Below are 19,456 nucleotides of genomic sequence, written 5' to 3' on the forward strand. Positions count from 1 at the left end.
ATCATGAAAAAATATCTATTACTAGCTTTACTCGTTCCAACACTGACTCATGCTGGCAGCTTTATGCCTAGCCAATCGGATTACTATTATGAATTAGGCGGAACCTCCAATTTATTTATTCCACCTGTTAATAAAGACCAAACGCTGGTTATTGGTGCAGATATTGATGGCCGTATGGGATTCTCCTGTAGCGGTTTTAATCCTGTCGTATCCATTACCAATACTTTTCAGGATTTGAAAAAATCAGCGTTAAACATCCCTGGAGGTGTCATTGATAACTTAAAAGGTTCAGTCGCAGGATTCCCTCTTTATAAGCTACAACAGTCCATGCCTGCTTTATACAATGTTCTGCAAAATGCAGCATCCAGCGCGCAAAATGAATTTACTCTCAAAGTTAAAGATTGTCAGGAAGTCAAACAAGCATTGGAACAAAACCAATCTCCAATGGAGGGCATATTATCAGTGTCCGATAGTCAGGGATGGCTTGATGCTGCCAAACGAGCTAAAAAGGAAAATGTTGATGTGACTGAGACATCGAAAAGTATTGCTCAAAAACGTGATGAATATGGGCTTCCCTGGATAGGCCACGATAAAGGCAATGCTGGCGGTAAGTTTCAACGTCCTATTAAGGTCATTAATGATGTGGTTATTGCTGGCTACAACATCCTTTTAGAGAGAAAACCCTTAGATTCTTTGGAGAAACCAAGTACCAAAATACCTATGGTACAAAGCTGGCCGACACCTACCGATGCAGCTAATTGGGCAGTTAAGGTTCTTGGTGATATTCAGGTCAGCAGCAGTGAGAACAAACAAAACCATGATGCTAAAGCAGGAATTGGTTTATCAGCTTTATTGCAAAGCTGTGCGAACGCTAATACCTGTAGTCAGAACATTGCCAAAGCCTTATGGAATTTGGTCAATGGTACTTGGACTCTGACTGAAGAAAATCTACATAAAGTCAGCGCCTCCAATTTACTGATTACTGATGAAGTCATTACCACTATTCAGCACCTGACCCGTGAAGAACAAATGCTCACTGTCTCCAAACTAGCTGAGGAAATCGCTGTTCAAAATATGTTGGATAAAGCGTTGATGATGCGCCGCATCTTGCAGGCAGGCTTACAAGTGCAAGAAGTACAGAATTTAAAACCAGCTATGAATATGGTCTTGTTTGCCCTAAAAAAATTGGATGATGACATTCACTCCTTGTCCTTTGAAAACGATGTCCGTAAAAAAATGATGACCGAAACCTTGGGAACCATCATGGATATTAGACATCAAGCCCAAAGCCAAAACATCCCAGGTCAGGATCACGAACAGCCTGCTGTTAAAAACGGTGCAATCTACGTTAAAGAAAATAAAGGAGCTTAATCATGATTGTCTTTAACCCTTTATCTCTCTACACCACCTATCTAGGCTGGCAACAGTATGAGGTTCTATTCAACGCCCTGTGGCAAACAGGGCTGTTGTATCTTGGCTTTTTGGCCATTGGTTATCGCTTTCTTAAGAACGTGCTTAATCCAGCTGGAGCGTTCTATGCAGTTGAACATGCATTAAATAATTTTCTTTATGAATTGGCCACCACTTTCCTGATATGCAGCTTATTCGTCTACCCCTGCGTACCACTGGAAACCAAAGCCCTGCAATTTAAACCCTTATGTGGATTGAAGAATCCAACTACTGCGGTTATTGGCGACAGCGGAACAACTTATGATGAAGCCTTTGCAGATCTGCTAACTAACCAGGTCAAAATTCCCATAGGCTTTGCCATCATTCAGAACTTCATGTCGAGCTTTACTTACAGTCTCATGAAAGTAACGGGTTGCACCGACAGTTTACAGTCCATTCAAGGCGATTTGGTATCAACCTATCTGCCACAGAATATTCGCAAGCAAGCCCTGGATTTTCATAGACAATGTTTTATTGAAGCAAGAACACAATTCAATAGTGAAAAGCATGAAGCCAGTGAATTAGACCCCATGCTAAAACGCTATGGCGGTGAAGATGATTTAAACTGGATGGGTTCTAAAATCCTACAAAAAATGTATTACAGCAAACTCCATGCACGCCAACCTGTTCCTGGTTTTACGTTCCACCAAGCTCCTAATCGCAACCTTGAAAAGGCAGCTAATCGTGGGGATATTCCACCAGAACAGTTGCCAGAAGACGGTTATCCCAGCTGTCAGCAATGGTGGCATAAAATCAAAGCAGATCTGGTTGATGTTTCTAATCAAGCCAGTGTTTTTAACAAGCACCTAAATTACTACGCCATGTTGGATAGGGTTAGGCAGTATAAAGTAAAACATCCTAGAGCCTGGAAAGCAGACATCAGTGCAGAAGATTTTATTGCCAAGATGCTCTTGCAAGAAAGTAAGGACATGCAGGCAAGCTCAGTACAAAACCTCATGGACAATAACAATGGCAAAGTTGCATCTGCGATAACCCATAGCTTGGTCAATGTCGGGCAATGGACAAAATCCTGGACATCCACCCCATTAAAAAGAGAAGCCATCATGCAAACTCTGCCCGTTATGCAGGCATTTTTCATGTTCTTTTTAATCATTCTCACCCCAATGGTTCTGTCATTGAGTTGCTACAGCACCAGAGCATTAGGCAGCTTGTGCGCCTTATTTGTCATGGCTATTTTTCTTCAATACCTCTGGCATTTAGTAGGATTTCTTGAACGTTCAGTGCTTGACCCATTAGGTGAAAACGATGCAATTTCGGCCATGAAGAATATGGCGGTGATGTTTTACTTTGTTGCACCAGTTTTATTGCTGAGATTATCAAGTCATTTTGGCGGTGACGCTGGGGCGGGTCTTATGGATTTGGTCAATGGTTCAGATAGGCAGAGCGAAAGCATGGCGCAATCAGGTATGCAGGTAGCCAAGACAGGAGTAAAAATTATTTCAAAAGGAATTCGATGAATATGTTAAAGCACATCTTTACGTTCGAAGGCTTCATTGTATTCACGAATAGTGATCAAGCCATTATCAAGTTTATCTTGAGCCTCATAAACAGACATGTAGCGTTTGGCAGGTTTATGCTCTGCCACTCCGACAATGGCATCAAGAACAACCGCCAACAACCGAAATACCTTTCTCATTTGGAGCTATCCCTATGATTAAACATTACATCCGTTCATCCATTATAGTATTAATTCAAACCGTTTTACCAATCATTGCCTTATTAGCGATTGCTCCCTGGTTCATTAATAGCAATCTGCTTACTCGCTGGCAAAACACCTTCACCATCATTCAACCATTATTTCTCGTCCTGCATGGAGTGCTCTATTTAGCCCTTGTCCTATTATGGCCAAAGCTAATTTCACGCCTACAGAATCAACACCAACTTACCGCAGAACAACTGAGCACTGCCTTAAAAGCTCGCTGGTATCTGCTGGCTATTTTTGTATTCATTGATGCTTTGATGATTGGGAGTCGACTATGAGCAATTACCCCATGAATAACCTATTAAGAGAACCAACAGAAGCCTGGTCAGCCATTACCTGTTTATCTCTCTCCTTACTGGCATATACCCAACCGCATTTGTTTTTACTAACACAAACCATGGGATTATATGCTGCACTCGCATTATTAATCCCTGGAATTTATAGAGCCCGGCAAGCAATTAAAATAAAACGCTATCACCAAAGATTATTAGCCATGCCCACTTATGCCCTATCCACCACAGAAATACCTTTATCCAAAAACTGGTTGTTCCTGGGCAAAGGCTTTCGCTGGCGACCAAGCCACACTCAAAAGCTGCATCAAATTAAACAGGTCAAAAATGAAAAGTTTATGCAACGAAACAATTGCTACCAGCTTGCCAGAAGATTCTGCCAAAACCATGAACACACGAAGTTAGCCAAATGGCTAAATACCAATTCAAAACTAAACCCTTTTAGACCTGACCCACCTGTTGGCGGTAGTCCATTCTTGCATGGCGTAGGCGAAGAAGATAAACCTGTATACATCCCTCAAGATGTACGTGTAGGTCATACCTTCGTAGTCGGTACAACCAGGGTAGGAAAAACACGTTTGGCCAGTATTCTAATTAACCAAGACATCCGAAATGGGGATGCTGTTATCGTTGTAGATCCCAAAGGCGATCAAGAGCTGGTTAGAGATATGATGGCAGCCTGTAAAGTATCAGGACGGACAGAAGACTTCAAAATCGTACACTTAGGATTCCCAGAACAATCCGCACAATACAACCCCTTAAAGAACTTCGACCAAATCAGCGAAGTTGCAACACGCATCACTGATGCAATCTCCGCAGAAGGTGAAGGAAAACAGTTCGCAGCCTTCGCCTGGAAATACGTCAATATCGTTGCCATATGTCTGGAAGAAATGAATCAACCCATTACCTACCAAACAATTGCCTTCTATATCAGCCGATTAGAACAGCTGTTAATGTCCTATGCTGACAACATTCTTCCTAACCACTATCCTAATTATCATCAAGAGATAGATGAAATCATCGAGGAGCATGATAGTAAAATAGGAAAAAATAATAAGACAAAATCCCCAATGGAACGCCACCAGGCTGTCGTTCAGTATGTCAAAGACCACATCAACAAAACCATCAAAAACAACAATGCCGAAGCTCTACACGACCAAATTTTAATAGACCTCTACGATGCAGCCATTATGGATAAGCATTATTACGACAAAATAACGGCCAGTGTTGGTCCTGTACTTTCTGAAATCAATAAAAGCAATGCCTTAAAAATCTTATCGTCAAAAGCTCAACCAGGTGAAATTGAATTGATGGATGTAATTAAAAATAAGAAAGTGCTTTATATCGGCTTAGATAGCCTAACCAATCCCAATATTGCCCAAGCAGTAGGAAAAGCTTTTTTGTCTGATCTGGTGTCTACAGCTGGTAAAATCTATAAAGAACCCAACGCACGATACACTTTAAATCTACACTGCGATGAGTTATCAGAAATTATCCAAGATTCTTTTGTGAAGATTCTCAATAAAGCAGGCGGTGCTGGATTTCAGGTCACTGCTTATGCTCAAACCATTCAAGATATGGAAGTTGCACTTGGTTCCAGAGCTAAAGCAGAAGTATCTGAAGGAAATTTTAATACCTTGATTATGTTGCGTGTTAAAAATGAAGAAACAGCTAATTTACTGGTTAAAGTCCTACCGCAAGTCGGTGTTGTCGGACAGACTCAAGTTTCGATGGTTAACGACACACCACATGGGGATGACGGGGTTTATTTTAATACGACTAATGAAGATAGAGTACAAACGTCTTCTGTGCCGATGATTGGAGTGGATGATATTATTTCTTTACCTAAAGGACAGGCTTTTATGATAGTAAATGGTGGAGAACTATACAAAATTCGAATTCCTCTACCTTTAGGCTGCAATAAAAAGGCTAAAACACCTATGCCAATATTCAACACCTGCTTCAATCGCACAGTATGATACAATTTATTTTATTCAAATCACTCTATGCCAATCATCTAATGAGGATTAGTTCTAAAGGTATAACCGGAATGTTCAAAAATGAATACTTTGTCTAAGCGAACTGAAAAATATACTATTGTCTCTAATACATTAGCGTGTATGAGCAATCAACAATTACAACAAATCCTGTCCGCTGGAAAAGAGATGCATACTGGAATTGGAGGCACTTCTGTTCAAATAGAGATCGAAAATATCCCTGTGTTTGTAAAAAAGGTCCCAATTACTGAATTAGAACTAAAACCAGATAACTTCATGTCGACAGCTAATATATTTAATTTACCGATGTGCTATCAATATGGTATTGGCTCGGCTGGCTTTAGCGCTTGGCGTGAACTTGCAGCACACATCATGACAACCAACTGGGTGATCGGTGGTAAATGCCCCAATTTCCCAATGATGTATAGCTGGCGAATAATCCCGAATTCTTTAAATAAAACAGATCTTTCCTATTGGGGATCTACTGAAAAATATTTAGATTATTGGGAAAACAACGAAAATATCAAAGAGCGTGTACATGGTCTGAATAGTTCCAACACCAGTGTTTTATTATTTCTTGAGCATTTCCCGAAAAATTTACACCAACATTTAAAAGAAGTTTTGTCATCAAGTATCGCTGAATTAGATTCAATTAACCATGTAGAAAAATTGAATAAATCATTTGAAACGGTTTTAGAATTTATGCGTGAAAATGGTTTTCTTCATATGGATGCTCATTTTCATAACATTTTAGCTGATGAGGATGACATTTATCTCAGTGATTTTGGTTTAGCACTGTCAAAGAAATTTGATTTATCAATGACTGAACATAATTTTGTAAAAGACCATGAAAATTATGATAGATGTAGTTATTCAGTCAATTTGCTACATGGTGTCCTAACAACCTATGCAGGAAAGGAACATTGGGACAAGACATTAAGTGATTACTTAGCAAATAAACTTTCAATTAAACTGCCCGATAAAATAAATGAAATACTATCTAAAAATGCCCCTATTGCAGAAAAAATGCATACATTTTATAAAGAAATCCAGAAAGATAAGTCAACTCCGTTTCCATCAAATCATATGAATAGGATGCTCGAAACAGTGCGGCAGGAAAAATTTTATGATTCAAATTGAAAAAATAACGGGTGAACTAGTTAAAGCCTTGTGTCAAAAAATTACAGCGGAGTTACCTGAGTACTTCGGATTACCTGAAGCAAATGAGCATTACGCTATAGGTGTTACAAAACATATAAATTTCGCTGCGAAAAAGAATGATAACTATATTGGTCTCATTTCAATTGATTTTCCTTATCCTAATAATGCCAATATTTATTGGATGGCTGTGAGACGTGATTTTCACCGTCAAGGTGTTGGAAAGCAATTAATAGATGAGGCTTGTCATTTTGCTATAACGCAAGGTGCTAAAACTATAACCGTTGAAACTCTAAGCCCTTCCGAGTCAGAAGAGAATTATCTTAAAACGTATCTGTTCTATCAGTCGGTTGGTTTTAAAGCTCTTTTTGATTTAAAACCCGCCGGATATGAGTGGAATATGGCATATATGATGAAACAGCTTGAACCTTTAGCAATAAACCAACAGGCAATTGCTATCAAAACACTGACGTTATCTGATATCCCCTTTCTGGTCGATGCCTTTCAAAAAGCAAATTGGCAAAAACCTGCGTCGTTATTTGAAAAGTATTACCAAGAACAACAACAGGCTGAACGAGTCGTATGGTTGGCTTATTTTCAAGATCAAATTGCCGGCTATGTTACGCTAAAATGGACATCACTCTATAAACCTTTTGCGCAAAAACAAATCCCAGAAATTATGGACTTAAATGTCTTACCTTCTTTTCGAAAATTCGGAATAGGAAGTACTTTACTAACAGCCGCTGAAGAAAAAGCAGCTAGTCAGCACTCACATGTAGGTCTTGGCGTTGGTTTATATGGCGGACAAGATGGGGGATATGGACAAGCGCAACGGCTTTACATCAAACGCGGCTATATTCCTGATGGACTGGGGGTCACTTATGACTATAAACCAGTTGATCCAGGAAAAATGGTTTCTTTGGACGATGATTTGATATTATGGTTTACCAAGCAGATTGATTCGTAAATTATCATGGAAAATTTAATTTCTCACTATAGTTTCAAGTTTAATTTACACAATGCTATTTTCACCCACATTGAGCACAAAGATGCTATGGTAGCAGTAGTTTATAAAGTGGTTTTGCCCGATGGAAGCCGAAGTATTTTAAAAATATGTCCTCGTGATGAGGATTATCATCGTGAGGTATATTTTTTACAGTTTTTCTCAAAGTTAATACGAGTTCCTAAAATCATTAAAATAGAACCTCCATTCAAAGGAATCTATGGTGGTATATTAATGGAGTATCTACCAGGAAGTGTGCTTACTCACAATGAATTGACTGAAAATCTTGCATTTGAGATTGGAGCGATGCTTGCCTGCATCCATCTAAATAGGACTAGTAGTTATGGCGATTTAACCCAACCATACCATTTAACTTGTGATCCAAAAACGCCATTGAGAATTAAATTTAAAGAAGGCTTATCTGAATGCAGAGGGCATCTTTCTCAAGGAATTATAGATCAAATACAAGGGTATTATGATTCTCATGAGAATATTATAAATTATGTAGATGGCCCATGTATTATTCATCGTGATTTTCGTCCAGGGAATATCCTTGTAAAGAACAAAAAATTATTAGGAATCATTGATTGGGCTTCTGCTCGTTCAAGTTTTGCTGAGGAAGATTTTTGTGCTTTAGAGCTTAATGAATGGTCCTCAAATTCTAAAATAAAAGCTAGTTTTTTAGATGGGTACGCCAGCATAAGGCCAATACCAAATTATACTCAATTAATGCCACTTTTGCTTATGGCGAGGTCTATTGCTATCATTGGTTATACTATCAAAAAGGGAACTTGGAATAGTATGGACTCTTTAATTCATAACAAAAATCTGGAATATATTAAAAAGTTGCTTGTTACTTCTGATGGTCAATGATACGCCCCAATGTAGATCGGATTCGGACTGCTATTACCTATGATTTGGCGATATGAAGTCTATAAACCTGAGAGAAATGCCTTCCCGCACTAATTGTCTAAAAATAAACATAAACAATCCTCTCACCTGAAACATGGTATATTAACGTTTTTGAGACAAATTACTGGACAAATACAAGAGGTATCGATAGTGAGCAAGAACACGACCAATTTTGGGTTACCAATTGAATACCAACAATTACCCCAGTTTTTTGATGCGCATAATATTAATGATGAAACTGAAGTTAAAAATGCGTTGATCGAAAAGCTGTTAAAAACGCAAGGATCCAAGACAATTCTGGACATGACCTGTGGTACCGGTTCACAAGTACTCTATTTAGCTCAACATGGATATAAAATTACAGGGAGCGATCTAAGCCCTGCTTTAATTGATTCAGCCCGAAATAAAGCCAAGAAAATGAATCTGAGTATTCCGTTCCTTGTAGGAGATATGCGAACTATTAATGTAGGAAAATTCGATGCGGTTATAACAATATTCAGCGCTATAGGACATCTTAACAAATCAGATTTTGAAATAACGCTTCAAAACATACGCCATAATTTAAATGATGGAGGTATATACATCTTTGATATCTTTAACTTACAAGCCCTTACGGATGAGGTCATTAAAAATTTTGTTATGAATATCAATAGTGTTATTGATGGTGTTACATTTCGCAATCAGCAAAACTCAGAAATAGACAGGGAAAATGGCCTGCTTATTTCTCATGATAAATATACGATTACAAAAGAAGGCAGCAAAGAGGAATACCATACAAACACATTTAGTCTGCAAATATACACTGCACAAGAATTACAGAATTTACTCGAAAAAAATGGATTTGAAGTTCTCAACCAGTATGATATGGATGGCTATAAATTTATACCTGATAAGAGTCTGAATATTTTAACTGTAGCAAAGATGAAATAAACATGGAACCTTTGAAATTTCCTTACCAACTCATTGAATTAACCCATACATTACCCTCTACTGGTAGTTTTGTCATGGCGGCCTTCCCACTAAAAATCAGGCGAGCGACTGAAGCACCTATGCGTTTAATAGGGCTATTGCCATGAATTATCATAATGAACAAATAGAAAACAATCCTGATGCACAACAAATCAATGAATGTCTTAATTTAGCCACCAAAATTTTAGGTGACAATCTTTTAGGCGTTTATCTCTATGGTTCAGCCCTTGTCGGTGGTTTACAAAAATACAGTGATATTGACTTATTGGTTGTAACCCATAATGCCACAACCTCAAGTGAAAAAAACGTATTAACGAAACACCTGCTTCACATATCAGGCCTTTATATGAGAAGCGCAAAACGGCCTATAGAAATGACGGTTGTTGAAAAAAGAGCAGTTAACCCCTGGCATTATCCCCCTCGTTTTGATTTTCAATATGGAGAATGGTTAAGAGCTTCTTTTGAGATCGGTGATATTGAACCACAGAATTATGAAATGCCCGATCTTGCTTTGATTATCACTCAGGTTTTATTGAAGAGCCAGACCTTATTTGGGGAGCAGCCAGAAAAAATTTTAGCGCCAGTTCCCTACGCTGATTTTATTAAAGCGATGCTTCAAGATCTGGATAGACTTGCAGCCGATATCAAGGATGATACTCGAAATGTGCTACTCACCCTGGCACGAATTTGGTGCACTTTAGAAACCAATACAATTTGCTCCAAACCAGATGCAGCGGATTGGGTAATAGAACGGTTGCCAAAAACTTACCAAGCCGTGATGAATAGAGCAAAATCCATCTGCATAGGCGATGAAAATGAATATTGGGAAGATATCAAAGCATCGTTAAAACCTTGTGCAGATTGGATGCTACAGGAAATTAACACAATCAAATTATCCATAAATCCAAACAAAATAGCCTACAAGGTGAGCGAATGAAGGAACTTACTTTTTTTAAGGGTTATCAACAAGATGAGCAAAAGCGCGCCGCGTTTAATCACCTTGCAGTTAAAACCTTTGATTTATCGTTTGAAGAATGGTACCAATCCGGCTATTGGCGAGATAAATACATCCCCTACACCTTGTTTGATGGGGAGCAAGCCGTTGCCAATGTTTCAGTAAATATTATGGATTTTAGCATCTTTGGCCATCAACAAAGAACCATCCAGATTGGCACTGTGATGACAGAGGAAGCCTACAGAAATCAAGGCTTAAGTAGAAGGCTCATGGAAAAGGTCTTTGAAGATTGGAAAGCAAATAGCCATCTGATTTATCTTTTTGCTAATTCAACCGTATGGGGCTTCTATCCTAAACTTGGATTTAAGTCAGTTAAAGAGTACCAATACCAGCGAACAATAATCCCAACAATGAAAGCTAACTTCATCAAATTGAATATGGATAAAACAGAAAATAGGGAAAAACTCTTTGATTATGCCAAAAACACCCACCCATTTAGCAAGATTTCCATGCAAGCAAACGCCGATTTGGTCATGTTTTACTGCATCACGGTATATAAAGATAATGTCTTCTATCTCCCTGAATTGGATGCCATCGTCATTGCCGAAATGAATGGACGACAACTGCATTTATTAGACGTGTTTAGCATAAAAGAGCAAAATTTAAACGATGTTATCCATGCTTTGAGTGATGAAACCATAGATACTGTGCGACTTGGTTTTGTTCCCACGGATTGTTCATCCTATGAGATAATTCCTATCGATGAAAAAGAAAAGGATGAAATGCTTTTTCTTGAGGCAGACAAGACCGCTTTATTCGATGAAAATCAGTTGATGTTTCCACTGTTGTCTCACGCATAGGTCAAGAGGGTTTAAGTATGGATGAACATAACACCTTGATTCTGTTAAATGAACTATCAGAAAAAATCAATAGCTTATATGGCTTTGTCAAAATTGCTGGTGAAAACTTTGGAGAACCGGCAATAAACTCCGGTCCATGTGGCCCTTTTGCTAATGCTTTTTATACGATTTGGAATCAAAAATTTACTGAAAAAGTAAATATTGCCTTTATTATGGTAAAAAATTCTGATGAATGTTGGCATGTATTAATTAGATTACCAAATGGGTTACTTTTTGACGGTGGTCTTGGTGTTCATTCAGATGATAGGTGGGATAAAGACAAATTTGATATAGTAGATATGCGCGAATATGACCTGCAACTATTAGAAAAATACTCAGGTGGTTTGAATAGAACGTACCCTAGATATTGCCCCAATTTTTCTATTAGTGAAGTCACCCACTTGATAACAAATTGCATCGACCTGATTGAAGAATAAAAATGAATATGCAACTGTTGATAGAAAATCTGCAACTTGGTGAATTAAAAGCACAGCCTGAATTACTCACAGGCGGTGCGCTGCATACTATGATTAAAATAGAAACCAACAACGGCGCTTTTGCGATTAAACGATTAAACGATTAAATCCGCATATTACCGCTAAAAGTCATTTTAAAAACGCCTATGAGCGCTCCGAGCAGATTGCTAATGAAATGGCTAAAAATGACATACCTGCGGTTAAGGCTTTATCTTTTAATAATGAGTATGTTATTAACGTCGATAAAGATCATTATATAATATATCCGTATATCGACGGTCATTTACTGGATGAGTCCAAGTTAACGCTTGAGCATGCACGTTCTATTGGCGAATTGTATTCGTTAATTCATTCAGCAAATATCCACCATGCTGAAACAGATGAAGCCCAGTACGATTACTTAGACGATGCACACTGGGTAAAACTGATTGAACGCTCCAAACATTCTGATTTGATGGCGTTATTGCCAGTCATTTTAGATTGGAATCAAACCTATTTTCAGGCCATCCCAATCCTCAAACAAGAGTCAGTTATTACACATAGAGACATGCACATTCAGAATGTGCTATGGGATAGTCACAGTAAACCACATATCATAGACTGGGAAAGTGCTGGCTTAATGAATCCCATGTTAGAAATAATAGGATATGGAATGGAGTGGCATTATTTTATATCAGAAAGTAAATACCCCCTTTTTGAAGAAATTGCTCACCACATACCATCAACATATTTCTAAAACATGGATAACATCTTCCCATCAAGCATTTACAGGATGGCTAGGACATTGTGTATTAGCATGGACTGAATTTAACATACATCGCATGCTTGGCGAGGTTTCTTCTGATGAAGCTGAAATATTAAAAGGACGCGAAATTCTCGAAGAAAAAATGATACCTTGTATAAAATATATTCGGTCAGAAGAAGCGTTTCTAAAGTCATTGTTAGAAACATTATTTTCAACTAAACAATGAATATTCATTTTCGATGAAGGATTGCAGCAATGATGGATGATCCACAATATACTAACGACTTGACTGTTGAAATGGTATAAGCACTTGAAGAACGATAACGCAGCTATTCAATGGGCAGTAGATTATCTGGAGTCTCATCATTGCAGATTGATTGCTATTCAAAAAATAGTTGAACCAGCTCATTCGATAGTGAGTAAAATAAACACATCCCAAGGCGTCTTCTACTTGAAGCAAACGCCACCCGCGCTATTTCTTGAGCCTGATACAATATCCCTGTTTCAAGCTCACGGATGTCAACATATCCCAACCGTCATTGCAAAAAATGACCGCTATCATTGCTTTTTGACAACCGCATGTGGCGATCTCACTTTACGTGCACTGTTTTCAAAAAGCGGCGTTGATACTGATTTATTGGGACAAGGCATCAGTCATTATACATCTATTCAAAGAAATTTAGAGAATGATGCACCTAAGCTAATCACCTTTGGCCACCCCGATTGGCGTCTTGATAAATTTCCTTTGTTATACCGCTCGCTTATACAAGAAACCGATCATTTGATTGCTGATGGTCTAACGTCTGAAGAAATCACAGCCCTTAATCATGCTTATGATTTTTGTGTAGAACAATGTGAACGGCTATCAAAGTACAAGATCCCTGAAACCATCAACCATTGTGATTTTCACGATAACAATATGCTGCTTTCCAAAATATCAGGAGAGATAGTCGGTGTCGCTAAATGTTTGGGGTGCGTTTGATGGATAAAAATCGACTGAATTTTTTGATTTTCAATCATTAACAAAGTATCATAATTTGAAATGGTTTTTCAATATTAAATAACATAAAGGATGCTGGTGCAGGGAATGAACTATTTGTTAGCTATCAAACAAGACTTGCTCATAACGTCCAATGACTTGAATTAGTTTCGACTTAATCTGACACAAGTACTTGAAAAAGAGAGAGTTTCCGGTTTTGATAGAAGTGCGAACTTGAAACAAAACCAAAAGGAAAACTCTCATGATAGATAATACAGTTAAAATTATTAAACATAAAGTTGGCTTATTAAACCTTGCTGAAGAATTAGGGAATGTATCTAAGGCATGTAAAGTAATGGGCTTATCCAGAGATACATTTTATCGCTATAAGTCGGCAGTAGAATCGGGAGGAGTTGATGCTTTATTCGATCAAAGCCGAAGAAAACCTAATCTAAAAAATAGAGTAGAAGAAGCAATTGAACTCTCGGTAAGGGAGTATGCGATCGCATTTCCAGCCCATGGTCAGCTTCGTACGAGCAATGAGCTTCGTAAACGGGGTATTTTTGTTTCTCCAAGTGGAGTTCGTAGCATTTGGCTGCGATATGAGCTTGCCAATTTTAAAGACCGCTTAAAAGCATTAGAGGCTAAAGTAGCTTCTGAAGGAATTATATTGACGGAAGCGCAGGTCGTAGCTTTGGAGAAAAAGAAATTTGATGATGAGGCATGTGGTGAAATCGAAACAGCACATCCTGGTTACCTCGGCTCGCAAGATACTTTTTATGTGGGTACGCTTAAAGGAGTCGGTCGCATTTATCAGCAAACTTTTGTTGATACCTATAGTAAAGTGGCATTTGCCAAGCTTTATACGACTAAAACGCCAATTACTTCAGCAGATTTACTGAACGATAAGGTTTTACCCTTCTTCGAACAACACGATTTACCTATACTGCGTATTTTAACAGATAGGGGTACTGAATATTGTGGCAAGGTAGAACAGCATGATTATCAGCTTTATTTGGCAATTAATAACATTGACCATACAAAGACAAAAGCAAATTCACCCCAAACAAATGGGATTTGTGAACGTTTTCATAAAACGATTTTACAGGAGTTTTATCAAGTAACATTCCGAAAGAAAATTTACGAATCAATCGATGAATTGCAAAAAGATCTGGACGAATGGATGGATTACTATAATAATCAACGTACTCATCAGGGTAAAATGTGTTGTGGACGTACTCCAATGCAAACTTTGATAGAGGCTAAACAAATCTGGATGGAAAAATTTATAAACTAAATTTGACCTGACAGACACTTCTTAAAAACCGGTAACTGTCAGATCAAGTTGGAACTACTACAAATGACTGGACCATTGCCAGCAATCAGCAATCAGCAATCAGCAATCAGCACTAGATTTTCCCTTATTTTCATTTTGCTCCATTATATTTTACTGTGTTTCTTTCCTTTACCCAGGGACTTGTCTCATCTCTTTGCTCAGTTTTTATCCTATGCTACGCGTTCGTGCATTCACTCCCATGTTATGCCAATCGATTGCCGCTGACTGCTTCCTATTTTCACATAATAAATCGTTTTTACTTTGCAAGGAGCGCTTATGAAGTATCGTTTATTTCTTTCTATAGCAACAGCCAGTGTGTTGGGAAGTACAGCCTTTGCGGGCACCATGGGGCCTGTTATGTCTTCCAGGGACTGGACCTGGGTTGGTTCTGTGAGCGCGGGGCCCGTTTGGGCAAGAGGCGGTGAGACGCAGACTTTTTTTCTGGCCCCAGAAATTGAAAAGACGTATGCGGCTAGAAAATCCACCAATGCTATTGCCTCGGGCGAGCTGTTTGTAGGCATACAAAAATCATTGACTTCTCAATGGTTAGGGCAATTGGGATTGGCGGCCGCCGCTACTGGCAATGCCAAACTGCAGGGTGTGATATGGGATGATGCCGACCCTCAATTTGATAATTACAGCTACCTTTACAAAGTCCGAAACTCTCGCGTGGCAGTAAAAGGCAAGCTGTTACTTGATAAAGGCTATTGGGTTATGCCCTGGGTGAGCGCAAGCCTAGGTGTTGGCTTTAACCGTGTCCATGATTTTACGAATACGCCTTTGATTTTTGAGGCGCTGCCTAATAATAACTTTGAAGACCACACGAAAACAGCCTTCACCTACACGCTGGGTGCTGGCGTGCAAAAACCCATCAGCGAACATTGGCAATTGGGGGTTGGTTATGAGTTTGCCGACTGGGGTAAAAGCGAACTGGGACGTGCTTTTGGGCAGACCATGAATTCAGGATTAGCGCTCAATCACCTCTACACTAATGGCGTATTGTTTAACCTCACTTATGTGGCTTAAGGATAGAAACCATGCAAAAAACTATCAAAAATACTTTAATGAATAGGATACTGGCTTTCTTGTGGTTAGGACTCATGATGACAACGGCTTATGCAGGGACCCCATTGTGGACCTTTGAGCCACTGACAGCCACCACGATTGCAGTGCCTGCCAATGGTACCGCCATGGTGCAATATCGAGTCACCAATCAATCCAGCAAGCCACACACCTTAAGCATGCAGCCCATTCGGGGCATTGCGCAAATCACTACAGGGCTCAATGTGTGCGGCAATCCTTTTGTGCTCAGAGGCAAGAATTCCTGCGTACTGTCTTTACAGATAAATGGCAGTCAGTTAAATGGCCCCATTACGGGTGGTCCCGTGGTTTGCCAGCAAGGAAACCCCAATCAGTGTTATCGGCCAGGTAGCGCCAATATTTTGCGCATCACCCAGGCGCCACCGATAACGGATGCGGTGATTACCGTCATAGGGTCTCCTTTAACACTCACGGTAAATGGTCCAATGGGGCAGCTCACGATTACCAACACGACCCTTGAGGTGGCAGCCACCAACATCACCTCCAATTTCACAGGGACAGCGTTGGATGGCAATGTCACCGAAACAGGCAATACCTGTGCGAATGTGCCGCCAGGAGGCAGTTGTACACTGACTTACACGCCAGGCAACACGGTGGTACCGCAAACGAATTTCACCATCCAGGGCACCAATACCAATGCACTGGCAGCAGCCATTGCCATTCAATCAGGCAGTACGCTGACCGCCATCAACCCAAACTCAGGAACGGCATCAGGGGGAACGGGTTTTACCTTAACGGGGACTGGTTTAACAGGTGCCACGAGTGTCACCTTTGATGGAGTAGCAGCAACCAGTGTTAATGTCGTCGACTCTACGACGGTAACCGGGGTCACGCCTGCCCATGTTGCAGGAGCTGTCGATGTCGTGATTAATACGCCGGCGGGTGGTGCCACACTGGCTAATGGCTATACTTATATGGCCACCGCAGTCGGACAGTCGGCTTTTGGTGGCACGATTGCTTGCCTGAACGGGGGATTGAACAATCTGATTGCCGCCACTGCCGATAACAGCACAGCTATTCAATGGGGAGGATTTGGTGTGGCTGTTGGTGCTGTGGCGCAAAGCAATACCGACGGTGCCAGTAATACCGCAGCCATTGTTGCCTGCTTAACAGGGCCTGGAGGTGGCGCAGGCTGTCCAATGAATATTAATGCCAACACTTACGCTGCGGGAATTTGCAGTAACTTTGAAGTGGATTCTCAAGGCAATACCCCTTGTCAGGCAGGAAACACCTGCTATGACGATTGGTTTTTGCCAGCATCACCGGCTGTATCTGGTATTCCGGCAAACCCAACATCCCAGCTAGACTGTTTGTGGTTTAACAGAAATGCCATTGGCGGTTTTTCCGATGTCGGCTACTGGAGTTCTACCGAGTTTTCCGGCAACCCTACGTTCTTCGCCTGGGACCAGTTCTTCGACAGTGGCTTCCAGCTCGACGACGTTAAGTTCTTCGATCTTCGGGTTAGGTGTGTCCGGGCTTTTACCCCTTAAACCCTTTATCCCTTTTCTTTTGAGGCAGCTTAGCTGCCTCATGATTTTTTAAAAGATGAATGAGTTGGATTTTGTGAATGGCTTTCTATACGGAGTTACCGGTTTACAAGGACAGTTACCAGCTGGTGTTAAAGGTGTTTGAAGAAACAAAGAATTTCCCAAGGGAATACAAATACACCCTGGGCCAGGACATGAAGCGCGATGCCCTTCATTTGCTTCGTTGTATTTACCGGGCCAACAAGCATCAAAACAGAGTAGAGCATTTGGAGGCGTTTTTAGATGAGTTGGAGTTATTGAAACTGGAAATTCGCCTCTGTGTTGAGATGAAACTGATATCACTTAAAAGGCAAGCCCTGTTAAGTGAACTCTTGACACGCATAGGCAAACAGGTGACCGGCTGGCGTAATGCCAGTCGATAAGCCGGAATCATGGGTGTTATGGCATTCATGAGCGAGCATGCTTTTGTTTAAAAGCGATAAAGGGACTGCCTCGGCAGTTGATTCGCGTCAGTACAAGGAGCCTTGTGCTGACCAAAACGCCTTTATTGATTGTTTAGGGCGGTTTTTCCAATGACAACTACTGGAGTTCTACCGAGTTTTCCGGCAACCCTACGAATAACGCCTGGAACCAGAACTTCAACAATGGCAACCAGAACGACGACAATAAGAACAACAATCTTCGGGTTAGGTGTGTCCGGGGTTTTAAACAAAGCAAAGTCACAATCGGTGTGGGCATTAACAGGCCCACACCACTTTATTGGGATAAGCTATGGGAGAAAAAGAGCATAACCATAGGGAGCACGGCGCGACACCGGAATCCTTGTTCCAGGCCTATTTTGATTGCCGCAAGAACAAACGCAATACCATGAATGCGCTCCGCTTTGAAACGGATTATGAAAGCAATATCATCGCTTTGCGAGAGGAGCTCAATTCCGGCACCTGGCATCCTGGACGCTCCATTGCTTTTGTGATTGATAAACCGGTGAAACGCGAAATCTTTGCAGCAGACTTTCGTGACCGTGTGGTGCATCACTGGTTAATTAATCAATTGAATCCGCTGTTTGAGAAAACCTTTATTTATGACAGCTATGCGAGCCGCAAAGGACGAGGCGCGCATCTGGGGATTGCACGTGCCGCACAATTTATCCGCAAATGCTCCTTAAATTACCAAAGAGACTGCTACGTGCTAAAACTCGATATCATGAGTTTTTTCATCCGCATTAATCGACGTATTCTCTGGGAAGGCCTTCGCTGCTTTATCGAGAGGCATTATAACCAATCCGATAAGAAATTAATCCTGGAGGTAGCCAGAAAAATCGTTGAAAATGAGCCAACAAGCCACTGTTTTATCAAGGGGAAACGGCGTGATTGGCAGGATTTCCCCAAAGACAAGAGCCTTTTTTATGCCAGACACTACTGCGGACTGCCGATTGGAAACCTCACAAGCCAGGTGTTTGCCAATTTTTATTTAAATCCTTTTGACCATTATATCAAACACGATTTGGGTGTGCGTTTCTATGGCCGTTACGTCGATGATTTTCTTCTGGTGCACGAAGATAAAATGTTTTTAAAATCACTCATACCTCAAATGGAGCGGTTTTTGCAAGAAGAGCTCGAACTCGAGCTTCATCCGCGCAAGCGATACCTGCAGCATTATTGCAAAGGCATTCCTTTTCTTGGGGTGATTCTCAAACCACACTGCATCTATGCCGGTCGTCGCATCAAAGGAAACTTTTATGACGCCATTACAAAGCATAATGCAGTAGCTAAAGACCATAAACCCACGAAAGAGGAGCAAATGGCCTTTTTATGTTCTATCAACTCTTATCTTGGGATTTTAAGTCATTACCAGACGTATCGCCTAAGAAAAGGCATGCTCAAAAAGCACTTATCCATTTGGTGGTGGAATTTGATGTTTTTCAGTGGCGGATGCGCCAAGTTGGTGGCTAAACAAAGAACGGCACGATAAAGAGGA

Annotated in this window: 21 protein-coding genes and 1 pseudogene; 20 read left to right on the forward strand and 2 right to left on the reverse strand. The window is 40.3% G+C overall.

All coding sequences use genetic code 11. The annotated features are described in order from the left end of the window. The first annotated feature begins 3 nt into the window (after positions 1 to 3). Complete coding sequence (locus EL203_RS12180) at positions 4 to 1,371, forward strand: integrating conjugative element protein (protein WP_058470736.1); 1,368 nt, start codon at positions 4 to 6, stop codon at positions 1,369 to 1,371. 2 nt (positions 1,372 to 1,373) lie between these two features. Next, positions 1,374 to 2,927 carry a conjugal transfer protein TraG N-terminal domain-containing protein gene (locus EL203_RS12185; RefSeq protein WP_058470737.1) on the forward strand — a complete coding sequence of 518 codons (1,554 nt, stop codon included), beginning with the start codon at positions 1,374 to 1,376 and terminating at the stop codon, positions 2,925 to 2,927. Positions 2,928 to 2,932: 5 nt separating this feature from the next. Here the strand turns inward: EL203_RS12185 and EL203_RS12190 are convergent, their stop codons facing one another. After that, positions 2,933 to 3,106, reverse strand: a complete 174-nt coding sequence (locus tag EL203_RS12190) for a hypothetical protein (RefSeq protein WP_122224991.1) — start codon at positions 3,104 to 3,106, stop codon at positions 2,933 to 2,935. Between the two features lie 14 nt (positions 3,107 to 3,120). On the opposite strand from EL203_RS12190, the gene EL203_RS12195 reads away from it, so the two are divergent. The 17 genes and pseudogenes from EL203_RS12195 (at position 3,121) to EL203_RS12270 (ending at position 17,901) form a co-directional block, all read left to right on the forward strand. Beyond that, the gene (locus tag EL203_RS12195; RefSeq protein WP_058470738.1) at positions 3,121 to 3,450 is read left to right on the forward strand and encodes a hypothetical protein; all 330 of its coding nucleotides are present in this window, start codon (positions 3,121 to 3,123) and stop codon (positions 3,448 to 3,450) included. Beyond that, a complete protein-coding gene (gene traD, locus EL203_RS12200) occupies positions 3,447 to 5,441 on the forward strand; it encodes a type IV conjugative transfer system coupling protein TraD (protein ID WP_058470739.1) in 1,995 nt (664 codons plus the stop codon). The genes EL203_RS12195 and traD overlap by 4 nt, the downstream gene beginning before the upstream one ends. Before the next feature lie 81 nt (positions 5,442 to 5,522). After that, positions 5,523 to 6,599 (forward strand): hypothetical protein, encoded by a 1,077-nt coding sequence (locus EL203_RS12205; RefSeq protein WP_058470740.1) that lies wholly within the window; start codon positions 5,523 to 5,525, stop codon positions 6,597 to 6,599. Continuing rightward, positions 6,586 to 7,584: a GNAT family N-acetyltransferase gene (locus EL203_RS12210; protein WP_058470741.1), complete on the forward strand. Its 999-nt coding sequence runs from the start codon at positions 6,586 to 6,588 to the stop codon at positions 7,582 to 7,584. Before EL203_RS12205 ends, EL203_RS12210 begins: the two co-directional genes overlap by 14 nt. Positions 7,585 to 7,590: 6 nt before the next feature. After that, positions 7,591 to 8,493 (forward strand): phosphotransferase, encoded by a 903-nt coding sequence (locus tag EL203_RS12215; protein ID WP_058470742.1) that lies wholly within the window; start codon positions 7,591 to 7,593, stop codon positions 8,491 to 8,493. Positions 8,494 to 8,682: 189 nt separating this feature from the next. Next, entirely contained in the window at positions 8,683 to 9,462 is a 780-nt protein-coding gene (locus EL203_RS12220; RefSeq protein WP_058470743.1) for a class I SAM-dependent methyltransferase, read from the forward strand. A 2-nt stretch (positions 9,463 to 9,464) separates the two neighbouring features. Beyond that, positions 9,465 to 9,608, forward strand: a complete 144-nt coding sequence (locus EL203_RS12225) for a hypothetical protein (protein ID WP_232003947.1) — start codon at positions 9,465 to 9,467, stop codon at positions 9,606 to 9,608. Then, a complete protein-coding gene (locus EL203_RS12230; protein ID WP_058470744.1) occupies positions 9,605 to 10,438 on the forward strand; it encodes an aminoglycoside adenylyltransferase family protein in 834 nt (277 codons plus the stop codon). Before EL203_RS12225 ends, EL203_RS12230 begins: the two co-directional genes overlap by 4 nt. Further along, entirely contained in the window at positions 10,435 to 11,316 is an 882-nt protein-coding gene (locus EL203_RS12235; protein ID WP_058470745.1) for a GNAT family N-acetyltransferase, read from the forward strand. Before EL203_RS12230 ends, EL203_RS12235 begins: the two co-directional genes overlap by 4 nt. 17 nt (positions 11,317 to 11,333) lie before the next feature. Continuing rightward, on the forward strand, positions 11,334 to 11,792 hold the full coding sequence (locus EL203_RS12240; protein ID WP_058470746.1) for a hypothetical protein: 459 nt from the start codon (positions 11,334 to 11,336) through the stop codon (positions 11,790 to 11,792). A gap of 2 nt (positions 11,793 to 11,794) precedes the next feature. Beyond that, positions 11,795 to 11,938, forward strand: coding sequence for a hypothetical protein (locus tag EL203_RS14615; protein WP_232003949.1), 144 nt, complete (start codon positions 11,795 to 11,797; stop codon positions 11,936 to 11,938). A gap of 68 nt (positions 11,939 to 12,006) precedes the next feature. Beyond that, the gene (locus EL203_RS14620; protein WP_058470747.1) at positions 12,007 to 12,567 is read left to right on the forward strand and encodes a phosphotransferase; all 561 of its coding nucleotides are present in this window, start codon (positions 12,007 to 12,009) and stop codon (positions 12,565 to 12,567) included. 319 nt (positions 12,568 to 12,886) lie between these two features. Then, complete coding sequence (locus EL203_RS12250; protein ID WP_232003951.1) at positions 12,887 to 13,558, forward strand: hypothetical protein; 672 nt, start codon at positions 12,887 to 12,889, stop codon at positions 13,556 to 13,558. Between the two features lie 259 nt (positions 13,559 to 13,817). Next, a pseudogene (locus EL203_RS12255) lies at positions 13,818 to 14,877 on the forward strand (IS481 family transposase). 290 nt (positions 14,878 to 15,167) lie between these two features. Then, the gene (locus EL203_RS12260; RefSeq protein WP_058470750.1) at positions 15,168 to 15,917 is read left to right on the forward strand and encodes an outer membrane protein; all 750 of its coding nucleotides are present in this window, start codon (positions 15,168 to 15,170) and stop codon (positions 15,915 to 15,917) included. A gap of 11 nt (positions 15,918 to 15,928) precedes the next feature. After that, positions 15,929 to 17,482, forward strand: coding sequence for an IPT/TIG domain-containing protein (locus tag EL203_RS12265; RefSeq protein ID WP_232003920.1), 1,554 nt, complete (start codon positions 15,929 to 15,931; stop codon positions 17,480 to 17,482). 77 nt (positions 17,483 to 17,559) lie between these two features. Then, positions 17,560 to 17,901, forward strand: a complete 342-nt coding sequence (locus EL203_RS12270; RefSeq protein ID WP_058470751.1) for a four helix bundle protein — start codon at positions 17,560 to 17,562, stop codon at positions 17,899 to 17,901. A gap of 122 nt (positions 17,902 to 18,023) precedes the next feature. Here EL203_RS12270 and EL203_RS14455 read toward each other — a convergent pair whose 3' ends face one another. Further along, positions 18,024 to 18,191 carry a hypothetical protein gene (locus tag EL203_RS14455; RefSeq protein ID WP_162262735.1) on the reverse strand — a complete coding sequence of 56 codons (168 nt, stop codon included), beginning with the start codon at positions 18,189 to 18,191 and terminating at the stop codon, positions 18,024 to 18,026. Positions 18,192 to 18,250: 59 nt separating this feature from the next. On the opposite strand from EL203_RS14455, the gene EL203_RS12280 reads away from it, so the two are divergent. Further along, entirely contained in the window at positions 18,251 to 19,450 is a 1,200-nt protein-coding gene (locus EL203_RS12280; RefSeq protein ID WP_058470752.1) for a reverse transcriptase domain-containing protein, read from the forward strand. The last annotated feature ends 6 nt before the right edge of the window (positions 19,451 to 19,456 follow it).

Origin of the sequence: Legionella jordanis (assembly GCF_900637635.1) — a bacterium.
Lineage (GTDB): Bacteria > Pseudomonadota > Gammaproteobacteria > Legionellales > Legionellaceae > Tatlockia > Tatlockia jordanis.

What these genes read in the sequence shown, in the direction of transcription:
- EL203_RS12180 (WP_058470736.1), top strand. Translation starts at nt 4, where the DNA reads ATGAAAAAATATCTATTACTAGCTTTACTCGTTCCAACACTGACTCAT.
- EL203_RS12185 (WP_058470737.1), top strand. Translation starts at nt 1,374, where the DNA reads ATGATTGTCTTTAACCCTTTATCTCTCTACACCACCTATCTAGGCTGG.
- EL203_RS12190 (WP_122224991.1), bottom strand. Translation starts at nt 3,106, where the DNA reads ATGAGAAAGGTATTTCGGTTGTTGGCGGTTGTTCTTGATGCCATTGTC.
- EL203_RS12195 (WP_058470738.1), top strand. Translation starts at nt 3,121, where the DNA reads ATGATTAAACATTACATCCGTTCATCCATTATAGTATTAATTCAAACC.
- traD (WP_058470739.1), top strand. Translation starts at nt 3,447, where the DNA reads ATGAGCAATTACCCCATGAATAACCTATTAAGAGAACCAACAGAAGCC.
- EL203_RS12205 (WP_058470740.1), top strand. Translation starts at nt 5,523, where the DNA reads ATGAATACTTTGTCTAAGCGAACTGAAAAATATACTATTGTCTCTAAT.
- EL203_RS12210 (WP_058470741.1), top strand. Translation starts at nt 6,586, where the DNA reads ATGATTCAAATTGAAAAAATAACGGGTGAACTAGTTAAAGCCTTGTGT.
- EL203_RS12215 (WP_058470742.1), top strand. Translation starts at nt 7,591, where the DNA reads ATGGAAAATTTAATTTCTCACTATAGTTTCAAGTTTAATTTACACAAT.
- EL203_RS12225 (WP_232003947.1), top strand. Translation starts at nt 9,465, where the DNA reads ATGGAACCTTTGAAATTTCCTTACCAACTCATTGAATTAACCCATACA.
- EL203_RS12230 (WP_058470744.1), top strand. Translation starts at nt 9,605, where the DNA reads ATGAATTATCATAATGAACAAATAGAAAACAATCCTGATGCACAACAA.
- EL203_RS12235 (WP_058470745.1), top strand. Translation starts at nt 10,435, where the DNA reads ATGAAGGAACTTACTTTTTTTAAGGGTTATCAACAAGATGAGCAAAAG.
- EL203_RS12240 (WP_058470746.1), top strand. Translation starts at nt 11,334, where the DNA reads ATGGATGAACATAACACCTTGATTCTGTTAAATGAACTATCAGAAAAA.
- EL203_RS14615 (WP_232003949.1), top strand. Translation starts at nt 11,795, where the DNA reads ATGAATATGCAACTGTTGATAGAAAATCTGCAACTTGGTGAATTAAAA.
- EL203_RS14620 (WP_058470747.1), top strand. Translation starts at nt 12,007, where the DNA reads ATGGCTAAAAATGACATACCTGCGGTTAAGGCTTTATCTTTTAATAAT.
- EL203_RS12260 (WP_058470750.1), top strand. Translation starts at nt 15,168, where the DNA reads ATGAAGTATCGTTTATTTCTTTCTATAGCAACAGCCAGTGTGTTGGGA.
- EL203_RS12265 (WP_232003920.1), top strand. Translation starts at nt 15,929, where the DNA reads ATGCAAAAAACTATCAAAAATACTTTAATGAATAGGATACTGGCTTTC.
- EL203_RS12270 (WP_058470751.1), top strand. Translation starts at nt 17,560, where the DNA reads ATGGCTTTCTATACGGAGTTACCGGTTTACAAGGACAGTTACCAGCTG.
- EL203_RS12280 (WP_058470752.1), top strand. Translation starts at nt 18,251, where the DNA reads ATGGGAGAAAAAGAGCATAACCATAGGGAGCACGGCGCGACACCGGAA.